The 20,427-nt window shown below is 67.8% G+C and carries 15 protein-coding genes; 8 read left to right on the top strand and 7 right to left on the bottom strand.

Features of this window, described 5'->3' with window-relative positions; genetic code table 11:
• Positions 1–121: 121 nt before the first annotated feature.
• From ASE50_RS09530 to ASE50_RS09540, 3 genes are all read right to left on the bottom strand, one after another.
• Complete coding sequence (locus ASE50_RS09530; RefSeq protein WP_056399116.1) at positions 122–1,669, bottom strand: S1C family serine protease; 1,548 nt, start codon at positions 1,667–1,669, stop codon at positions 122–124.
• Positions 1,670–2,037: 368 nt separating this feature from the next.
• Complete coding sequence (locus ASE50_RS09535) at positions 2,038–4,203, bottom strand: primosomal protein N' (RefSeq protein WP_056399122.1); 2,166 nt, start codon at positions 4,201–4,203, stop codon at positions 2,038–2,040.
• Positions 4,204–4,352: 149 nt separating this feature from the next.
• The gene (locus ASE50_RS09540; protein WP_056399126.1) at positions 4,353–6,431 is read right to left on the bottom strand and encodes a TonB-dependent receptor; all 2,079 of its coding nucleotides are present in this window, start codon (positions 6,429–6,431) and stop codon (positions 4,353–4,355) included.
• A 138-nt stretch (positions 6,432–6,569) separates the two neighbouring features.
• Here ASE50_RS09540 and ASE50_RS09545 point away from each other — a divergent pair, with 138 nt between their 5' ends.
• From ASE50_RS09545 to ASE50_RS09565, 5 genes are all read left to right on the top strand, one after another.
• Positions 6,570–7,382, top strand: a complete 813-nt coding sequence (locus ASE50_RS09545; protein WP_056399128.1) for an IclR family transcriptional regulator — start codon at positions 6,570–6,572, stop codon at positions 7,380–7,382.
• Positions 7,383–7,642: 260 nt separating this feature from the next.
• Positions 7,643–8,932, top strand: coding sequence for an L-fuconate dehydratase (locus tag ASE50_RS09550; RefSeq protein WP_056399130.1), 1,290 nt, complete (start codon positions 7,643–7,645; stop codon positions 8,930–8,932).
• A gap of 271 nt (positions 8,933–9,203) precedes the next feature.
• Positions 9,204–10,418: an efflux RND transporter periplasmic adaptor subunit gene (locus tag ASE50_RS09555; RefSeq protein WP_235512284.1), complete on the top strand. Its 1,215-nt coding sequence runs from the start codon at positions 9,204–9,206 to the stop codon at positions 10,416–10,418.
• Between the two features lie 3 nt (positions 10,419–10,421).
• Positions 10,422–13,610 (top strand): efflux RND transporter permease subunit, encoded by a 3,189-nt coding sequence (locus ASE50_RS09560; protein WP_056399134.1) that lies wholly within the window; start codon positions 10,422–10,424, stop codon positions 13,608–13,610.
• Positions 13,607–15,112 (top strand): efflux transporter outer membrane subunit, encoded by a 1,506-nt coding sequence (locus ASE50_RS09565; RefSeq protein WP_056399138.1) that lies wholly within the window; start codon positions 13,607–13,609, stop codon positions 15,110–15,112. The genes ASE50_RS09560 and ASE50_RS09565 overlap by 4 nt, the downstream gene beginning before the upstream one ends.
• A 98-nt stretch (positions 15,113–15,210) precedes the next feature.
• On the opposite strand, the gene ASE50_RS09570 is transcribed toward ASE50_RS09565, so the two are convergent.
• Both ASE50_RS09570 and ASE50_RS09575 read right to left on the bottom strand, forming a co-directional pair.
• Positions 15,211–15,654 carry a hypothetical protein gene (locus ASE50_RS09570; RefSeq protein ID WP_056399141.1) on the bottom strand — a complete coding sequence of 148 codons (444 nt, stop codon included), beginning with the start codon at positions 15,652–15,654 and terminating at the stop codon, positions 15,211–15,213.
• Positions 15,655–15,703: 49 nt separating this feature from the next.
• Positions 15,704–16,414 (bottom strand): hypothetical protein, encoded by a 711-nt coding sequence (locus ASE50_RS09575; RefSeq protein ID WP_056399144.1) that lies wholly within the window; start codon positions 16,412–16,414, stop codon positions 15,704–15,706.
• Positions 16,415–16,539: 125 nt separating this feature from the next.
• On the opposite strand from ASE50_RS09575, the gene ASE50_RS09580 reads away from it, so the two are divergent.
• Together ASE50_RS09580 and rarD are read left to right on the top strand one after the other, a co-directional pair.
• Positions 16,540–16,761, top strand: coding sequence for a hypothetical protein (locus tag ASE50_RS09580; protein WP_056003495.1), 222 nt, complete (start codon positions 16,540–16,542; stop codon positions 16,759–16,761).
• A 4-nt stretch (positions 16,762–16,765) separates the two neighbouring features.
• The gene (gene rarD, locus ASE50_RS09585; protein WP_056399147.1) at positions 16,766–17,668 is read left to right on the top strand and encodes an EamA family transporter RarD; all 903 of its coding nucleotides are present in this window, start codon (positions 16,766–16,768) and stop codon (positions 17,666–17,668) included.
• Positions 17,669–17,680: 12 nt separating this feature from the next.
• On the opposite strand, the gene ASE50_RS09590 is transcribed toward rarD, so the two are convergent.
• Together ASE50_RS09590 and ASE50_RS09595 are read right to left on the bottom strand one after the other, a co-directional pair.
• Positions 17,681–18,244 carry a glycine zipper 2TM domain-containing protein gene (locus ASE50_RS09590; RefSeq protein WP_056399149.1) on the bottom strand — a complete coding sequence of 188 codons (564 nt, stop codon included), beginning with the start codon at positions 18,242–18,244 and terminating at the stop codon, positions 17,681–17,683.
• Between the two features lie 93 nt (positions 18,245–18,337).
• Positions 18,338–19,162: a class I mannose-6-phosphate isomerase gene (locus ASE50_RS09595; RefSeq protein WP_056399553.1), complete on the bottom strand. Its 825-nt coding sequence runs from the start codon at positions 19,160–19,162 to the stop codon at positions 18,338–18,340.
• Between the two features lie 128 nt (positions 19,163–19,290).
• Here ASE50_RS09595 and ASE50_RS09600 point away from each other — a divergent pair, with 128 nt between their 5' ends.
• The gene (locus tag ASE50_RS09600; protein ID WP_082438937.1) at positions 19,291–20,289 is read left to right on the top strand and encodes an outer membrane protein assembly factor BamD; all 999 of its coding nucleotides are present in this window, start codon (positions 19,291–19,293) and stop codon (positions 20,287–20,289) included.
• The last annotated feature ends 138 nt before the right edge of the window (positions 20,290–20,427 follow it).

Consider the following 20,427-nt stretch of genomic DNA (forward strand, 5'->3'; position numbering starts at 1 on the left):
CACCCCGCGCCAGCGGCCTATTGCCCGCTGCAACCGCGGGCCGGGTCTTCCGATCGCGAGCGACAGTGCCCGGAGCGTAACCCCTCCGCGTCTCCGCGCCTCCGCGTGAAAACCCCTGCTTCTACTTGGCCGCGGTACACCGATAGACCAGCCGTTCGTTGACCTGCGCGGGCAGCGAGGTGCGAATCGCCGATTGCTGCGTGGCAAGCGCCGCGCGCGCGCCGGTGTCGGCGGCGCACGCCTTTTGCTGCACCTGCCCACGCAACGTGCGGGCGCGCTGCATCGATTCGGCGGACAGCAGATAGCGGCTGTTGGTGTAGCTGCCGCTGACCGGATCGAAGCGCAGCACCGACACGGTGGCGTCCTCATTCGGGACGAGAATCCGCTCCCACCCGCCGCCCGGCGCCTCGGCATATTGGGTGCGGCCGTTCATGCAGCCATCGGCGCGCCAGCCGAAGCGGACGGTTTCGACCGGCGACAGGATGATGCGGCTGCGTTCGGGCACCAGCGTGCATTCGAGCGGCCCGGTCAGCGGCGCGATCCGGGTCGCGGCGGTATTGCCCGATTCGTCGGCGGCGGCGATCGAGGCCGGATCGAAATCGGGCCGCAGCAGGAAGGTGGCGATCGCGCCGACGAACAGCACGCCGCCGCCGATCGCGGCGAACTTCGCGGTACGCGGCTGCCCACGGGTCAGCAACAACCCGGCCCCACCAGCCGCCAGCACCGACAGTGCCAGCAGCAGCGCGGCGGCGGCGATCATGTTCTCGCGAGTTTCGGCATTGTCGGCGCGCGCCTGTTCGAGCGCGGTCGCGCGTTCCTCGCGCGCGCGTTCGGTGGCGGCGCGGGCGCGCTCGCGGTCCTCGATCGTCTGGCGTTCGGCATCGGCGCGGTCGCGGGCATCGGCATCGGCGAGCGTCAGGCAGGGGGTGGCGATGGTCGCGACCTGCTGCGCCGCCTCGCGCAGGAACGCGATCAGCTCGCCATCGGAAATGGCGAAGGCGAAGCTGGCATCGCCCTCCTCGCCCCGGGTCAGCGCCGAATTGACGCCGAGCACCCGGCCGCACCGGTCGAGCAGCGGCCCGCCCGAATTGCCGCGCGCGATGCTGGCGGTATGGACCAGCACCGCCGTGCCTTCCAGCGTGCGGTTGCCCGACAATACGCCCTGCGAGCGGACCGGCGAGGTCGGCGTGACGAAATCGTCGACCGATCGCGCGGTGGCGAGGTCGACATTGCCGGGATAGCCGAGCGCGATGGCCGCATCGCCTTCGCCGAGGCCACCGGTATAGACGGTCAGCGGCGGCAGGCGCACGCCGCCGACCTCGATCAGCGCCAGATCGCGCGCCTTGTCGATGCGGACGACGCGCCCCTCGAACGACCGGTCGCCTTCGGACGGAACCACGCCGACGACGGTGTCGCCGGGATAGCGTTCCATCAGTTCGACGACATGGGCGTTGGTGACGATGCGATTGGGCGCGACCGCAAAGCCGGTGCCGTGTTCGACATCGACCATCTCGCCATCGACGGTCGCGATCACGACGACGCGGACGACGCCGCGCGCCGCCGCCGACACGTCGTCGGCACGGGCGGGCGCGGAGAGGACCAGCAGCGCGGCGAGCGCCGTCAGCCAGATCGTCAGCAGGCGCAGGATCGGTGTCGCGTTCTTTACCATGGCGGCCGCCGTTTCGGCGAAACCGGCGGGCGGGGCAAGGGGGTGTGCCTGTGAGGCGGTACGTCTCCCCCCTTCCGTCACCTTGGGCTTTACCCGGGGTCCCGCTTCTTCTTCTGCTTCTTCTGCGGTCGGTAAAAAAGCGGGACCCCGGATCACGTCGAGATTTCTGCGAACGTCGCAAACTTGGGCAAAACTCGCCGTACCCCCGCGCAGGCGGGGGTCCAGAGCCAAGGGTAACAACGGCTTGCGCTTGGAACTCTGGACCCCCGCCTGCGCGGGGGTACGGCAGGGGGCAGGAATCAGGACTTTTCGCAGACGTCTCGATCAAGTCCGGGGTTACGGTAGTTTTTCGAAGGTTTGGCTGCCCCCTATACGAAGCTGTACGGATCGACGTCGACCGCGACGCGGACCTTGGCGCTCCAGTCGACCCCGTCGAGCCAGTCGCGGATCACGTCCTGTATGTCGAGTGCGCGGGTGGCGTGGACCAGCAGGCGGAAGCGGTGCCGCCCGCGCAGCATCGCCAGCGGGGCGGGGGCGGGGCCATAGACGTGGCAGCCATCGACGTGCGGCGCGGCGCGGCCGATCGCGCGGGCGGTCGTCTCCGCCGCGCCCTTGTCCTCCGACGACACGATGATCGCGGCATAGCGGCCGAAGGGCGGCACGCCGGCATCCTCGCGCGCTTCGGTCTCGGCGGCGTAGAAGCTGTCGGCATCGCCCGAGATCAGCGCCTGCATCACCGGCGCGTTCGGCTGCGTCGTCTGGATATAGACATGGCCGGGCTTGGTCCCGCGCCCGGCGCGTCCGGCGACCTGCGCGATCTGTTGAAAGGTGCGTTCCGACGCGCGCAAATCGCCGCCCTGCAATCCCAGATCGGCGTCGATCACCCCGACACAGGTGAGGTTGGGAAAATGATAGCCTTTCGTCACCAGCTGCGTGCCGACGACGATATCGATATCGCCCGCCTCCATCCGCCCGACGAACTCCGCCGCCTTGGCCGGGGACCAGATGGTGTCGGAGGTGACGATGGCGATCCTGGCGGTCGGCCATAGCGCGGCGGCTTCGTCGGCGATCCGCTCGACGCCGGGGCCGCAGGCGACCAGCGCGTCTTCGGCATGGCATTCGGGGCAGGCGCGCGGGGTCGGGATGACATGGCCGCAATGATGGCACGACAGCCGGTGGATCAGCCGGTGTTCGACCATCCATGCGGTGCAATTGGGGCATTGGAAGCGATGCCCGCACGACCGGCACAGCGTCAGCGGGGCATAGCCGCGCCGGTTGAGGAACAGCAGCGCCTGTTCGCCGCGCGACAGCGTCTCGTCGATCGCCTTGACCAAGGGTGCTGCGATCCAGCGGCCGCGTTCGGGCGGTTGTTCGATCAGGTCGATCGCCTCGATCGTCGGCAACTGCGCCTTGCCGTAGCGGCCGGGCAGCTTCACCTCGGTATAGCGGCCCTGCGCCACCTGTTGCCGGGTCTCGATCGCCGGGGTCGCGCTGGCGAGGATCACCGGGCATTTCTCGAACAGCCCGCGCATCACCGCGACGTCGCGGGCGTGGTAGTGCACGCCCTCTTCCTGCTTGAAGCTGGTTTCGTGCGCTTCGTCGACGACGATCAGCCCGAGATCGGCATAGGGCAGGAACAACGCCGATCGCGCGCCGACCACGACCTTCGCCTGACCCGACGCGATGGCGCGCCACGAGCGGCGGCGCTGGGTCGATCGCAGGTCGCTGTGCCACGGCACCGGTTCGCAGCCGAAGCGCGCGGTGAAGCGTTTGAGGAACGGTTCGGTCAGCGCGATTTCGGGGAGCAGCACCAGCACTTGTCGCCCCGCCGCGATCGCCGCCGCCACCGCCTCGAAATACACTTCGGTCTTGCCCGATCCAGTGACGCCGTCGAGCAGGAAGGGGTGAAAGGCATCGGCCTCCACCGCCGCCGTCAGCCGGTCGGCCGCCGCATGCTGGTCGGCGGACAGTTCGGGGCGGTGATGGTCGGGATCGGGGACGGCATAAGGCTGGTCGATATCGACCGACACCGCCTCGATCGCGCCGAGCTTGACGAGGCCGCGGATGACCGCGTCGGACACGTCGGCGATGCTGGCAAGTTCACGCACCAGCCCGCGCCGCTCGCCGATCCGCTCCAGCGCCTGTGCCCGCTGCGGGGTCAGGCGGTCGGGGATTTCGCCGGTCGCGCGATATTCGATGGCGAGCTTCGCCCCCTCCAGCGCAGAGTTCGACGCGAGGCACATGCGCAGCACCGATGCCGGTGCCGCCAGATAATAGCCCGCCGTCCATTCGACCAGCCGGCGCAAGGGCGCGGCGATCGGCGGCACGTCGGCAACGGCGAGGAGCGGCCGCAGGCGATTGTCGCCGACTTCCTCGGTCGCCAGCCGCTCGGCATCCCACACCACGCCCAGCAACTGGCGGGGGCCGAGCGGGGCGGTGACGATCGAGCCCGGCTCGACGGTCATGCCATGCGGCACCCGGTAGTCGAGCGGCCCGAGTGCGGCATTGAGCAGGAGGACGCGGGCGCGGGACATGGACGGGTAGATAGGGTGGTCGGTTCCTCCCGTCATCCCGGCGCAGGCCGGGATGACGGGAGGAGCGAGACGATGACCCCCTTCGTCATTCCCGCCTTCGCGGGGACGACGGGGTATGTGCGCCGCGAGGGCCTCCCCCGCAACCGCGGTTACAGCGCCAGCCGCGCCGTCACCCGGACATCGCGCCCGGCCAGCGGGGCGAAGTCCTTGAGGAAGCTCGCATGGCGGCGCGCTTCGACGTCGAACAGGTTGTTCGCCGACACCATCAGCGTCGTCTTGCTGTCCCTACCGAACGGCCGCAGCGAGACCGAGGCGTTGACCATCGTATAGGCCGGCGTCGTCGTTTCCAGATCGGCGACGCGGTCCTGGCGGGTCACATGCTCGACCTCGCCGCGCACCTGCACCAGCCGGCCCTGTGCCTCGATCCCGCCGAGCACGCGCAGCGGCGGGATGCGCGGGGCGGGGCCGCGATCGACGATCGTGGCGCGGGTATAGTCGGCCAGACCGTCGAGGTTGATCGCGGTCTCGCCGATCTTCGCCAGCCGTGCCGACGCCTCCGCCTCGAACCCCCACAGCCGGGCGTCGGCCTGCTGGTACTGGAACACCGGCAGGTCGTCCTGCTCGGCACCGGTCGGGTTCTCGTAGATGAAGTTGCGGAACCAGTTGTGATATGCCGACAGGCCGAAGCTGTAGCCGTCGCCCGACCCCTTCAGCGTCGCTTCCAGCCCGTCGCTGATTTCCTTGGCGAAGGCGGGATTGCCGACCTCGAACGCCTGCGTGCCGGCATGCGGCCCGTTGGCGAACAGTTCCTCGGCCGATGGCGCGCGTTCGGTGTGGCTGGCGTTGATGCCGATGCGGACATGGTCGGCCAGCGCGACGCTGCCGCCCAGCGATCCGGAAAAGCTGTCGAAGCTGCGACGGATATTATCGTTGCCGAGCAGCGCGTCGGCCGCGGCGCGCGCGGTGGTATATTCATACCGCCCGCCCGCTTCGGCACGGAACGCGCCCAGATCGAACGACTGCAGCGTGAACAGGCCGAATTGCTGCGTCTCGCTCCTGGGCAGGAATTTTTCGTCGCCGACGATGTTCAGGTCGCGGATGAACATCTGTCCGCCGACCGCGCCGCGCCACCCGCCGCGCGCCGCCTGCACCAGTTCCACCCGTGCCTCGATCCCCCGGTTGAAGAAGCTGGTGCCGATTTCGCCGGTATCCTCGATCTCGTCATGGCGGTAATCGGCGAAGCCCGCGCGCAGGCGGATCTTTTCGAGCAGGCCGCCGCCGGTATCGACCTCGGCACGCATGTCGGCGCGGGTCTGCTGGACATGCAGCGTGACCTCCTCCGCCTCGCCGCCGTTCAGCGAATAACGGATCGGAACGCCGTAGCGGTTGTCGAGATGGTTGACCGAGAAACCGAGATTGCCGGTGTCGGTGACGATCGCCGCACCGCCGGCGACTTCCCACATTTCCGACTGCGAATTGGGCAGCTTGCCCCTCAGGTCGGCGAGCGCGCGGACGTCGGCATCGATGCTGGCGGCGGCCTGCCGGCGCAGCGGCTGCGACAGGATATGGCCGCCGGTGTCGAGGTCGTCGGTCCTGCCATAGGTGCCGTCGAGGTGGAACACGACCTTGTCGGTGACCGGCACGTCGACCGCCGCCGATCCGCTCCGCTCGTTCGCGGCCGATCCATAGGTGGCCAGCGCGTCGACATGGACGGGTTCGGTCGGTACCCGGCGCGGAATGCGGCTGTCGATGACGTTGACCACGCCCCCGATCGCCGACGATCCGAACAGCAACGCGGATGGGCCGCGCAGCACCTCGATCCGGTCGGCGGTCAGCGGATTGATCGCGACGGCATGGTCGACCGAGGTGTTCGACACGTCGAAGCTGCCGATCCCGTCGGTCAGCACGCGCACCCGCTCGCCCTGAAGCCCGCGCAGCACCGGACGCGAGGCGTTGGGGCCGAAGCTGGTCGCCGACACGCCGGGCTGCCGCGCCAGCGTCTCGCCGATGGTCGGGCGCAGTTCGCGGGTCAGTTCCTCGCCGCTCAGGACACTGGTGCCCGACAGGATGTCGGCCTGGGTGCGGGCATAGGGGGCGGTGACGATGATCTCGGGCGGCGCATCGCGGTGATAGTCGTCGCCGGTCGCCGGTGCGGCGGCAGTCTGGGCGAAGGCGGCGGCGGGAAGGAACAGAGCGGCGCTCGACAGCCAAAGGGCGGCACGGACCATTTGATACGACTCCGAAGTACGATGATCCGTCGCGCTACCGTAATATGATACAACATATCAAGTCGTTTGTGCGATGCAGCGACGACGGTACGGCGCATCGGGTTGCACGGGCAGCGTTTTTTGGCGAGGGTTGCGGCCATGACCACCGTTGTCCCGGACCCCGCCGCCGAACCCGATACCGACGCCGGGGACGATCGCCGCTATCGTGCGCCCGCGCTCGAAAAGGGGCTCGACATCCTCGAACTGCTGGCCGGTTGTGCGACGCCGCTGACGCTGACGCAGATCGTGCAGCGGCTGGGGCGGTCGCATGGCGAGTTGTTCCGGATGGTGCAGGTGCTCGAATATCGCGGCTATCTGACAACCGAGGCGGGGGGCGAGGGCTATAGCCTGAGCGACCGGCTCTTCTCGCTGGGCATGAACCAGCCGCGCACCCGTTATCTGATCGAGGTCGCGTTGCCCGAAATGCGGCGGCTGGCGCAGGATACCGGCCAGTCATGCCATGTCGCGGTCCATACCATGGGCGACATGGCGGTGGTCGCGCGGATGGAATCGGCCGAACAGCTCGGGTTCTCGGTGCGCGTCGGCTATCGCCGGCCCTTGTTGCAGGCGGCGTCGGGGGCGGTGCTGTATGCGTTCCAGCCCGACGACGTCCGCGCCCGCTGGGAAAAGCTGCTCGACCCGCAGCCCGATGCCGCAACGCTGGCGGCGTTCCGCATCCATGCCGACGAAATCCGCCAGCGCGCGGTCGAACGCACCCCCAGCCGCTTCGTCAGCGGCGTGACCGACCTGTCGGCCCCGATCCTGCGCGGTGGTGGTGCGGCAGCGGCGCTGACCATGCCCTATCTGGCGAAGCTCGGCGAACCCGACGCGATCGATGCGGCGGCGGCCGCGGTGCAGGCGGCGGCGGCGCGGATCTCGGCGCAACTGGTGGACGACGACCATCATCCTTGAAGTTTGCAGTCGGGTTCCGAAACGCACGTCACCCCGGGCTTGATCCGGGGTCCCGCTTCTTCTGCTACACTGGAAAGAAAGCGGGACCCCGGATCAAGTCCGGGGTGACGAGAGAAGGAGCTAGCCCCTTCAGACTACCCGACGCTTTCCAGTTGCAAGCAAAAATCCGTTCACATATGAAAACGGTTCGGCATCGATATCGCGGTGACCGGAACGGGGCGGATCGATCATTACCGGCGATGCCCCATTGGGGGCTGCACATGACGATCATCACCCGGCTATCGGTGCACGACATCCGGTTTCCGACCTCGGCGTTCCTCGACGGATCGGACGCGATGAATCCGGAGCCGGACTATTCGGCGGCTTATTGCATCCTCGAAACCGACACGCCGGGGCTGGAAGGGCATGGCCTGACCTTCACCATCGGTCGCGGCAACGACCTGTGCTGCGCGGCGATCGCGACGCTGGCGCCGTTGGTCGAGGGGCTGTCGCTCGACGATATCCGCAGCGACGGCGCAGGCTTCTGGCGGCGAATGACCGGTGACAGCCAGCTGCGCTGGGTCGGCCCGGAAAAGGGGATCATCCACCTCGCCACCGGCGCGGTCGTCAATGCGGTGTGGGATCTGCTCGCCAAGGCCGCCGGCCTGCCGCTGTGGGATTATATCGGGTCGATGTCGGCGGCCGAGATCGTCGGCCTGATCGATTTCCGCTACATGACCGACTGCATCACCCCCGACGAAGCCGTGGGACTGCTCGAAGAACGCGCGATCGGCAAGGCGGAGCGGCGGACTACGCTGCTGGCGGAGGGCTATCCGGCCTATACCACCTCGCCCGGCTGGCTCGGCTATTCGGACGAAAAGCTGGTCCGGCTGTGCCGCGAGGCGGTGGCCGACGGCTTCACCCATATCAAGCTGAAGGTCGGCGGCGATCCCGAAAACGACCGCCGCCGCGTGGCGCTGGCGCGGGACACGGTCGGGCCGGACATCGACCTGATGATCGACGCCAATCAGGTGTGGGAAGTGTCCGACGCCATTGCCCGCGTCAACGACCTCGCCTTCGCCAAATTGCGCTTCATCGAGGAGCCGACCTCGCCCGACGATGTCGAGGGGCATCGCGCGATCCGCGAGGGCGTGAAGCCGGTGCAGGTCGCCACCGGCGAGATGTGCCAGAACCGCATCGTCTTCAAACAGTTCATCATGCGCCACGCGCTCGACGTAGTGCAGATCGACGCCTGCCGGCTGGGCGGTGTGAACGAGGTGCTGGCGGTGCTGCTGATGGCGGCGAAGTTCAACCTCGCCGTCTGGCCGCATGCCGGCGGCGTCGGGCTGTGTGAATATGTCCAGCACCTGTCGATGATCGACTATCTGTGCTTTTCGGGCGTCAAGCACGATCGTGCGGCCGAGTTCGTCGATCACCTCCACGAACATTTCGTCGATCCGTGCATCGTCGAGCGGGGTGCCTATCGCGCACCGACCCTGCCGGGCTATTCGATCGAGATGAAGCCGGAATCGCGCGAGGCGTATCGCTGGACGGGCGGCGCATCGGTTTAAACCGGCACCTATCGTCACCCCGGGCTCGACCCGGGGTCCCGCTTCTTCTTCGTCTTCGGTCGGGGAAAAGCGGGACCCCGGATCAAGTCCGGGGTGACGATCCGATGCGGCCGGACGGTCCGGGCCAAACCCCGCGACAATTTGCGACAACTCGCGCATTGCGTCGCTTGACGCCAAGCGTATGAAAACGGTTCATGAAACTTTCGGGTGTCCGGCCGGTTATGCGGCCGGCGCATCCGCGCCGTATCCCGTCGTAAAGGTTGCCGCCTTGATCCGATCCGCGTCGTCGCGCGTTCGCCCGTGCCTGTTGCTGTTGTCGTCCGCCTTGCTCCTGTCGAGTTGCGGCAGCAGCGGCGAAAGTGAGGAAAAGGGCAAGAACGGTCGCGGCAATCAGGGACCGGCCGCGGTCGGCTTCGTCGTCGTCCAGCCGACCAGCGTCGCGCAGACCGCCGATCTCGCCGCGCGCGTTGTCGCCTTCCAGCAATCCGAAGTCCGTCCGCAGGTCGCGGGACTTATCCGCCGCCGCTTCTTCACCGAAGGCGCCTTGGTCCGCGCCGGACAGACGCTCTACGAGATCGACCCGCGCCTGTACCGGGCGCAGACCAACGAAGCGGTCGCGAACCTGAACAGCGCGCAGGCGAATGCCGAGGCGACGCGCGTCCGCGCCGAACGCTATCGCCCCCTTGCCGAGATCGAAGCAGTCAGCCGTCAGGACTATACCGACGCCGCCGCGCAGGCGCGGCAGGCCGCCGCCGCCGTTGCGCAGAGCCGCGCGCAGCTGGAGACGGCGCGCGTGAACCTGTCGTTCACCAACGTGCCCGCGCCGATCACCGGGCGGATCGGGCGCAGCTATTTCACCGAAGGCGCGCTGGTCACCAGCAACCAGACCGATCCGCTGGCGGTGATCCAGCGGCTCGACCCGATCTTCGTCGATATCCAGCAATCGGCTGCCGACCTGCTCGCGCTGCGCCGGCAGCTGGCGAGCGGCGGGGCGGTGCCGGCCTCGGCGGCGGTGCGCCTGACGCTCGAGGACGGCAGCGATTATGGCCGGACCGGCAGCGTCCAGTTCGCCGAGGTCATGGTCAACGCGCAGACCGGCACGGTAACGCTGCGCGCCCGCTTCCCCAATCCACAGGGCGTGTTGTTGCCCGGCATGTTCGTCCGCGCCAAATTCGCGCAGGCGATCGATACGAAGGCGATCCTCGTGCCGCAACAGGCGGTCAAGCGCGATCCCAAGGGGCTGGCGACGGTCTTCGTCGTCGGGCCGAACGACACCGCCGTGCAGAAGACGGTGCAGGCCGATCGGACGCAGGGCCAGTTCTGGGTCGTGACCGGCGGCCTGAACCCCGGCGACAAGGTGATTACGCAGGGTACCGCGAACCTGCGCCCGAACGCGAAGATCCGGCCGATGCCGGCGAACGCGCCGCAGACGATCGCCCCCAAACCCGCCAGTGACGCCGCGTCCGCGCCCGCAAAGGCCGGATAACGCATGTCCCGCATCTTTATTGACCGCCCAATCTTCGCATGGGTGATCGCGATCATCACCATGCTGGCCGGGCTGGGCGCGATCCTGTCGCTGCCGATCGCGCAATATCCCGACGTCGCCCCGCCACAGGTCAATATCCGCGCGACCTATCCCGGCGCCAATGCCGAGACGATCCAGAATTCCGTCACCCAGATCATCGAACAGCAGCTGACCGGCATCGACGGCCTGCTGTATTTCAGCTCGCAAAGTTCCTCGCGCGGGCAGGTGACGATCAGCGCGACCTTCGACAAGGGCGTCGACCCCGACATCGCGCAGGTGCAGGTCCAGAATCAGGTGCAGCAGGCGCTGTCGCGGCTGCCGCAACAGGTCCAGCAACAGGGTATCCGCGTCACCAAATCGAACCCCGACTTCCTGATGATCGTCGGCATCTTCGACGAAACCGACCAGCGTACCAATGGCGACGTGTCGGATTATATGGAAGCGAACCTCGTCGAGCCGCTGGCACGGATCAACGGCGTCGGCGAAACCAACGTGTTCGGGTCGCAATATGCGATGCGCATCTGGCTCGATCCGGCGCGGCTCGCGTCCTTCTCGCTGATGCCCGGCGACGTCATCACCGCGATCCAGAACCAGAATACCGAAGTCGCCGCCGGTGAACTGGGCGGGCAGCCGTCCGGCCCCGAACAGCAGCTGAACGCGACCGTCACCGCGCAGTCGCGGCTGCAAACCCCGGCGCAGTTCAGGGCGATCATCCTGAAGACCCTGCCCGACGGGTCGACCGTGCGGCTGTCCGACGTCGCGCGCGTCGAACTGGGGCAGGAAAATTATTCGGCATTGAGCCGCGTCAACGCCCATCCCGGCGCGGGCCTCGCCATCAGCCTCGCGCCCGGTGCCGACGCGCTGGAAACCGCCGAGCTGGTCAAGGCCGAGGTCGAACGGCAATCGGCCAAATTCCCCGCCGGCCTGACCTATGCCTATGCCAACGACACCACCGCCTTCATCAAACTGTCGATCGAGGAAGTGGTCAAGACGCTGGTCGAGGCGGTGATCCTCGTCGTCATCGTCATGTTCGTGTTCCTGCAAAGCTGGCGCGCGACGCTGATCCCGACGATCGCGGTGCCGGTGGTGCTGCTCGGCACGTTCGGCGTCTTCTATCTCTTCGGCTTCTCGATCAACACGTTGACGCTGTTCGGCCTCGTCCTCGCCATCGGCCTACTGGTCGACGACGCGATCGTCGTTGTCGAGAATGTCGAGCGGTTGATGGAAGAAAATCCCGACCTCTCGCCGCGCGACGCGACGATCCAGTCGATGGAGGAGATTCAGGTCGCGCTGATCGCGATCGGCATCGTCCTGTCGGCGGTGTTCCTGCCGATGGCGTTCTTCGGCGGGTCGACCGGGGTCATCTATCGCCAGTTTTCGGTGACGATCGTCGCCGCCATGATCCTGTCGGTGCTGGTCGCGCTGATCCTGTCGCCCGCGCTCACCGCGACGCTGCTCAAGCAGAAGAAGCGCGGCGAGGACGGCAGCTTTGAGGGCGGCTGGCTCGAGCGTAAATTCCCGCGCGTCGCGCATGTCGGCGAACGGCTGCGGGGCGGGTTCAACAGCCGCTTCGACCGGGGCGTCGCGAAATACGAACGCGGCGTCATTCACGTCATCGACCGAAAATGGCTGTATCTGTTGCTCTACGCGGCGGTGCTGGCGATCCTCGCGCTGCTGTTCGTCCGCCTGCCGACCAGCTTCCTGCCGACCGAGGATCAGGGCGCGGCAACGATCCGCTTCCAGCTGCCCGCCGGATCGACGCGCGGCCGCACCGAAGAGGTGCAGCGCGCGGTCGAGAAATATCTGATGACCTATGAAAAGGACAATGTCCGCACGCTGCTGACCGTCGCGGGTGGCGGCGGTGGCGGGGCTTCCGGGCAGAATACCGGACAGGGGTTCATCAACTTCACCGACTGGGCCGATCGCAAGGGCAAGGACAACGGCGCCGATGCGATCATCGACCGCGCCTCGTCCGCGTTCCGCAATTTCCGCGATGCGCAGGTCTTCGCGCTGCTGCCCCCCGCCGTGCGCGGGCTGGGGCAGGCGAACGGCTTCACCATGGAGTTGCAGAACGCCAGCGGGATGAGCGCGGCCGATTTCGCCGCCGCGCGCGACAAGCTGCTCGCCGCCGCCAGCGCCGATCCGATGCTGACCGGCGTGCGCCTGTCCGAACTGCCCGACATCGCCACGCTGAACGTCGATCTCGATCAGCAGCGGCTGTCGACGCTGGGGCTGACGCAGGGCGACGTCAACAATACGCTGTCGACCGCATGGGGCGGGCGCTACGTCAACGACTTCATCGATCGCGGCCGGGTGAAGCGTGTGTTCGTGCAGGGCGACGCGCCCTATCGCAGCGAACCCGGCGACCTGTCGCAATGGTTCGTGCGCGGCAGCAACGGGCAGATGGTGCCCTTCTCGTCCTTTTCGCGCACCGGCTGGACCGTCGCGCCGACCACGCTGTCGCGCTTTCAGGGCCTGCCCTCGTTCGAATTTCAGGGGCAGGCGGCGTCGGGCGTCAGTTCGGGCGAGGCGATGGACCGCATCGCCGAACTCGCAGGGCAAATACCGGGCACCAGCGTCGCATGGGCCGGGCTGTCGTTTCAGGAACGGCTGTCGTCGGGACAGGCACCGATCCTCTACGGCCTGTCGATCCTCGTCGTGTTCCTGTGCCTTGCCGCGCTGTACGAAAGCTGGTCGATCCCGATCGCGGTGCTGCTGGTCATCCCGCTCGGCCTGATCGGCGCGATCGCGTTCGTGACGCTGCGCGGGTTGGAGAACGACGTCTATCTCCAGATCGGGTTGCTGACGACGATGGGCCTTGCCGCCAAGAACGCGATCCTGATGATCGAATTCGCCGAACAGGCGGAAAAGAAGGGCGCGCGGGTCATCGATGCCGCGCTGGAGGCGGCGCGCATCCGCCTGCGCCCGATCCTGATGACCTCGCTGGCCTTCATCTTCGGCGTGTTGCCGCTCGCGATCTCGACCGGGGCGGGGGCGAACAGCCGCATCGCCATCGGCACGGCGGTGATCGGCGGCATGTTCACCGCGACGGTGCTGGCGATCTTCTACATCCCGCTATTCTTCGTGCTGGTCCGGCGCGGGGTGCGCGACGGCCTCGCCAAGCTGCGTGGCCGCAAGGAGGTGCCGGCATGAAGCGGCTGACGCTCGCGCTGCCGGCGCTGTTGCTGGCGGGTTGTTCGATGACCCCGGCCTATGAACGGCCGCAGGCGGTGGTGCCGCCGTCATGGCCGGTCGGCGATGCCTATTTGAAGCAGCGCGAGGCGACGCTGCCCGCGCTGACCTTCGAACAGGTGTTCACCGACCCGCGCCTGCGCACGCTGGTCGAGCAGGCGCTGGTCAACAACCGCGACCTTCGCATCGCCGCGGCCAATATCCGGGCGGCGCGCGCCCAATATCGCATTCAGCGCGCCGACCTGTTCCCGCAACTCGATGGCTCCGCCCGCTACAGCTATCGCGGCACCGGCGACGGTGCGACCATGACGACCATTCCCGGGACCGGCGGGACGGGGACGGGCACCGGCGGCACCGGTACCGGCGGGACGATCGTCACCAGTGGCCGGTCACCGAGCGCCTTCTCGCTCGATCTCGGCGCGACCGCGTTCGAAATCGACCTGTTCGGCCGCATCCGGTCGCTGACGCAAGCCGAACAGAATCGCTATTTCGCGACCGAAGCCGGCGCACGCGCCACCCGCCTGACGCTGGTCGGCGACATTGCCGAGGCATGGGCCGCCTATGGTGCCGACCGCAGCCTGATGACCATTGCCGAGGCGACGGCGGCCAGCGCCCGGCGCAGCGTTACCCTGACCAGCGCCCGGCTACAGGGCGGCGTCGCTCCGCGCACCGACCTGCGACAGGCCGAACAGATCCTCGCCACCGCGCAAAGCGACCTTGCCGAACAGCGCACGCAAGTGGCGCAGGACGTCAACGCGCTGCAATTGCTGGTCGGGGCTCCGGTCGATCCGGCGTTGCTGCCGGCGTCGATCGACATCGTGTTGCCGACCATCGCCGACCTGCCGGCGGGTATCGATTCGGGGATATTGCTGCGCCGACCCGACGTGGTGCAGGCCGAATATGAACTGCTCGCCGCCAATGCCGATATCGGTGCGGCGCGTGCGGCGCTGTTTCCGCGCCTGTCGCTGACCGGGCTGGTCGGTTTCGCCAGCGATGCGCTGCGCACGCTCTTCACCGGCGGCGCGTTCAACTATTCGGTCGCGCCCTCGCTCAGCTATCCGATCTTCCGTGCCGGGGCCGGTCGCGCGGGCGTCGAATTCAGCCAGGCCCAGCGCGACGCGCTGCTCGCCACCTATGAACGCACGATCCAGTCGGCATTCCGCGACGTATCCGACGCGCTCGCCCGGCAGGGGACGATCGCCGAACAGACCCGCGCCGATCGCGCCAACCTGCTCGCGGCGCAGGACACGTTCCGCCTGACCGAGGCACGGTATCGCGGCGGCATCGACACCTTCCTGACCAGCCTCGACGCGCAGCGATCCTATTACACCGCACAGCGCCGTCTGGTCGCCACGCAGCTGGTCGCGGCGACCAACCGGGTGACGCTGTACCGGACGCTGGGCGGCGATTCGCTGCTGGACGCCGGAGCGAACGGGCCGGTGCCTGCAAACTCCCCTCCCTGAAAAGGGAGGGGCCGGGGGTGGGTAGGCCCGTTGTGGCACGCTTACTTTCCCTCGCAGGCCGACCCACCCCCACCCCCTCCCTTTTCAGGGAGGGGAGCTTACGCCGCCAGCCAGACCCCCGCCGGGTCGTCATCATTCGCCGCCTTGCGCGCCACCCGCACCCGCCGCGTCCGCCGGCTGCGCGGCCGCGGCAGCAACCGCCCGACCCATAGCCGCACCGCCGTCCCGCGCACCGCGCTCGCCACCGCAAGCGCCGCCAACACTGCATCCAGATACGCCGCGACATCGATCATCGCGATCACGCCGGCCAGTTCGGGCGCGCCCATGGCCGACACGACGATCATGTCGCCGCCCATCCACAGCACCGCGCCCGCCGCCGCCGACACGATCGCGAACAACAGCCAATGCCCCGGCGTCAGCCGCGCCATCCGCCGCGCCACCGGCACGACCAGCAACGCCGCCAGCGCCTGCGCCATCGGCAGGTCCGGCCACAGCCGCAGGATAGCGATACAGGCGATCAGGACGGCGCTGACGATCAACATATGTTTCCCCTCCGCAACGAAATAGGGAGCCGGCCACCGCCCGTAAAGATCAGCCGCCGTCGACGATCAGGTCGACCGACGTGCCCTGTCCCTCGGGCGACAGGAACACCGCATAGGCGGCGTTGCCACGTGTGCCGCCCAGCACATGCTGGTCGCCATCGGCCTGATGCTGCGCCGAATATCCGCCCTTCGTCGCCCGCGTATACATCCAGTCGACCATCCGCCCGACCGGCTGCGCGATCGTGAAGCTGACCACCCGCAGGCGGCAGCCATCGGCATCGGTCCCCGCCGCTTCGGTGACGCGGGCATCGGGGTGCAGCGCGAAGGCGGCGGGCAGGCGGTTGGCCCAGCCGGCCGAATAGCCGACCTTGCTCGCGCATTGCCGGTTGCCGCTGCGCTGGACGCTGGCCAGTTCGCCCAGCGTCAACGCCTCGCGCCCGCCCTTGCACGACGGACACGCCCCCGGTGCCGGTGCGGATCGCAACGATTCCTCCGGCGCGGCGCTGCCCGCGGCGACGGTCGGCGCGGGCGCGGCGGCGCTGTACGGCCGGTCGGGCGGGCGCACCGCATCGCCATTGGCTTGGGCGGTCAGCGTCGGATCGACCATGATCTGGTCCTGCAACGCTGCCGTCACCGCCGGATCGGTCGTATTGGCCTGCGCTAGTTGCGCATCCAGCGTGTCGAGATCGTTGCCCGGCGCATCCGCGCCGCCGCATCCGCCCAGCAGCAACAGCAACGTGAAGGGCAGGGCACGAATCATCGACGGGTGGCTCCACGGGGACAGTCGGCCGCGACCGTGGGGGGCGCGCGTTAAGAAATCCATCCTACTGTAAAAAACCATTGCTGCCATTGCTCCGCGCCGGGTGGTGGGCCATGTCCTGTGTCATGCTGAACCTGTTCTCGATCCTGATCGGCCTCGTCGCGCTCGTGCTGGCGATCCCGGCGCTGATCCCCTTCATCTCACTGATGAATTGGATCGTGTTCCCGATCGCGCTGGTCGGCTTCGTCGTCGGGCTGTTGTCGTCGAAGACGTCGGGCCGCAACCTGAACCTCATCATCCTGATCGTCAGCGGCCTGCGCCTGTTCCTCACCGGCGGGCTGATCTGATCCGGTGAACGACGGGGCGGACCGGCAGGGGCTGGCGTTCGGCGTCGGCGCCTATGTGCTATGGGGGTTGCTGCCCCTGTATTTCCGGCTGTTGGGACCGATCGATGCGGGTGAGATCGTCGCACAGCGCGTGCTTTGGTCGGCGCTGCTGGTCGCGGGCATCGTCCTCGCCGTGCGTCGCGGACCGCAGTTGCGCGCCGCATTCGCCGATCGCAAGGCACTCGCCTACCTGATCGCCAGTGCCGCGTTCATCGCGATCAACTGGCTGGTGTATGTCTGGGCGGTCCTGCACGGACAGGTACTCGCGGCCAGCCTCGCCTATTTCCTCAACCCGTTGCTCAGCGTCCTGCTCGGCGTCGTCCTGCTGGGCGAACGGATGAATCGCACGCAGGGGGTCGCCGTCGCGCTGGCCGGGGCGGGGGTGGCGCTGTTCGCGTTTGGATCGTCTTGGATCGCGCTGGGCATCAGCCTCAGTCTGGCGATCAGCTTCGCGCTGTACGGCCTGATCCGCAAGACGGTGTCGGTCGGTGCGCTCGAAGGACTGATGGTCGAAACCACCCTGCTGGCCCCCGTCGCGCTCGGCTATCTGCTGTGGCTCGGCAGTAAACAGCCGACGGCGTTCGAACAGGGGGCGGGCATGGCGGCGAAGCTCGTGCTGGCCGGCGCGGTCACCACCGCCCCGCTGCTGCTGTTCGCCGCCGCCGCGCGCCGCCTGCGGCTGGCGACGATGGGCATGTTGCAGTTCATCGCGCCGTCGCTGCAATTCCTGCTGGCGATCGTCGTGTTCGGCGAGACGTTGACCCCGACGCGTCTGGCCTGTTTCGGCCTGATCTGGGCCGGGCTCGCCGTCTATGTCGTCGGCGGGCGTCGGCCGGGGCGGCAATCCACCGCCCCGGCCACCCGCTAGTCGTTCAGCGGATCAGCGGCAGACCACCTGCCCGTGATCGACCGACCGGCCGAGCAGCGCACCCGCACCACCACCGATCAGCGTGCCGAGCAGCCGCGAATCGCCGCCGGCGATGACGTTGCCGAGCACGCCGCCGCCCAGACCACCGATGATCAGGCCGGTCGTGCCGTCGCTGCGCCGGCAATAATAGCGATTGTCCTGCCCGCGATAGATGCGGTCGTTGCGGCTCAGCGCGCGGGTCCGGTAATATTGGCCGTCGCGATAATAGCGGTCGGCGAAATAGCGGTTCCGGCCCGGTTCGAACCGGTTGTAGTCATAGTTGCGATAGCCGCGCCAGTCGCGCTGGTTCTGCCGCAGGTCGCGGCGCGCCTCGCGCACGTCGCGGCGATAGTCGTTGTCGGCCCGGCGCACGTCGCGACGGTCGTCGGCCCGGCGGACATCGCGGCGGTAGTCGCGTCGCGCATCGCGAATGTCGTCGCGATATTCCTGACGCGGCGTCTGTGCCATGGCCGGGGCGGCGGCGATGGTCGGCAGCGCAATCGCCGCGACCAGCGCGGCCAGGATCGGGGTACGCATCTTATTTCTCCACTCCGTGAGGACGGAAAACAGAACGGCGTACCCCGTGTCCAAGTTGCGTGAACGTAAAACTACGTTCCGTTCACTTTCGGGTCAGCTATACTGTTCGCCCGGATAGGCGAAGAGCAGGTCGGAATCTTCGTCGGCGTTGACGGTAACTTGTCCCTCGAACGTCAGGCAGTCGCCCGCCGCCCATGCGACGCCGTCGGCGCTGCCCTTGCCCGTTACCGGCACGAACCAGCCCTTGACCCCGGCCGGCACCGTCACCGTGCGCGCACCACCGGTCCAGCGTTCCAGCACGAATTTCGGCCCGTCGACCAGGATGCTGCGATCCTCGGCGATCTTGCCCGGCGCGGCCGGTGCCACGAACGGCCGCGCGTCGGACACCGCGACCCCGTCTTCCAGATGCAGTTCGCGCGGACGGCCATAATCGTACAGCCGATAGGTCGTTTCCGAATTCTGCTGGATCTCGATCAGCGTGATGCCCGCGCCGATCGCATGGACCGTGCCCGACTTCGCGTAAAAGAAATCGCCGGCCTGTACCGGCTTCCAGTCCAGCTTCTGCTCGATCGACCCGTCCAGCGCCGCATCGCGCAGCTGTTCGGCGGTCATCGGTTCGAGCGTACCCAGCGCGATCGTCGAATCGGCTTGCGCCGCGAGTAGCGTCCAGCATTCGTCCTTGCCGCGCGGCAGCCCGCGGGCCTGGGCCTGCTTGTCGTCGGGATGGACCTGCACCGACAGTTTTTCCGACGTAAACAGATATTTGACCAGCAGGTCGGGGGTGTCGTCGCCCGGCGTCTTGTACCAGATTTCGCCGACCGGATCGCGGTCCGCCGGCTGGTCTGCGAAACCGAAGCCGAGGTGGTGGCGGCCCCACGGCTTTTCGACGCGGTGCATTTCGAGCTTGGTAACGGGCATGAACACGCTCCGGATCAGCGTTGAAAGAGTCGCGCACCCCATGCGCGAAACGCCGGGGTTACGCTACCCCCGGCCAACGCGCGAAAGGGACTGTTCGCGCTACCCCTTGCGCAGTAGAAGCGTCGCCCATGCGTACCGTATCGTCCCGCGCATCCGCGCTCATCCTCGTCGCTTTCGCCGGCGTCGGCCTTTCCGCCTGTGCCCGTGGCGGCGCCGGTGCCGGCCGCGACCTGCCCTATGTCGCCCGCGACGTGGGCACGCTGTACACCGCTGCGAAGGGCCGGCTCGACCGCCAGCAGTATAAGGTGGCGGCGGCCCTGTTCGACGAGGTGGAGCGCCAGCACCCCTATTCGATCTGGGCGCGCCGTGCGCAGCTGATGGGGGCGTTCAGCTATTATCTCGAAGGCGACTATACGAAGTCGATCGCCGGCGCGCAGCGTTTCCTGTCGGTCCATCCCGGCAACCGTGATGCGCCCTATGCCTATTATCTGATCGCGCTGTCCTATTACGAACAGATCAGCGACGTGACCCGCGATCAGAAGATCACGATGCAGGCGATGGACGCGCTGGGCGAATTGTCGCGCCGCTACCCCAATACTGCCTATGCCGCCGATGCCCGGCTGAAGCTCGACCTCGTTCGCGATCACCTTGCGGGCAAGGAGATGGAGATCGGTCGCTTCTATCAGCAGCGCGGCCAGTGGCTCGGCGCATCGATGCGCTTCCGCGCGGTCGTCGATCAGTATCAGACGACGACCCACGCGCCCGAGGCGCTGATGCGCCTGACCGAAACCTATCTGGCGCTCGGCGTGCCGGGTGAGGCGAAGAAGTCGGCCGCCGTGCTCGGTGCCAACTATCCAGGCACCGACTGGTACAAGCGGGCCTACGACCTCATCAACGACCGGACGCCGCCGCCGCCCAAGCCGATCCCGGTCAAATATGCCGACCCGGCCCCGCCGCCGGTCGGCACCGTGACCGTCGAGCCGGCCGAGGATACGCCGGACGCGAAGATCAACCCGCCGGCTCCGCCCGCTACCACGCCGGGGCCAGTCACCGGATCGCTGACCGGCCCGACCACCGGCGCATCGGGGGGCAGCCCCGGCGGACCGGCCGGCACCCCGCGCAACTGACCGGGCGATTCGCGGCATTCGGGAAGCCGCACGCGATCGGCACCCCGGGCTTGCCCCGGGGTCCCGCTGCTGTTTCGACTGCTGGATAAGCGGGACCCCGGATCAAGTCGAAACCTCTGCGAAAGTCGTAATCATAGC

It is taken from the genome of Sphingomonas sp. Leaf5 (assembly GCF_001421155.1).
In the GTDB taxonomy this organism is placed as follows: Bacteria; Pseudomonadota; Alphaproteobacteria; order Sphingomonadales; family Sphingomonadaceae; genus Sphingomonas.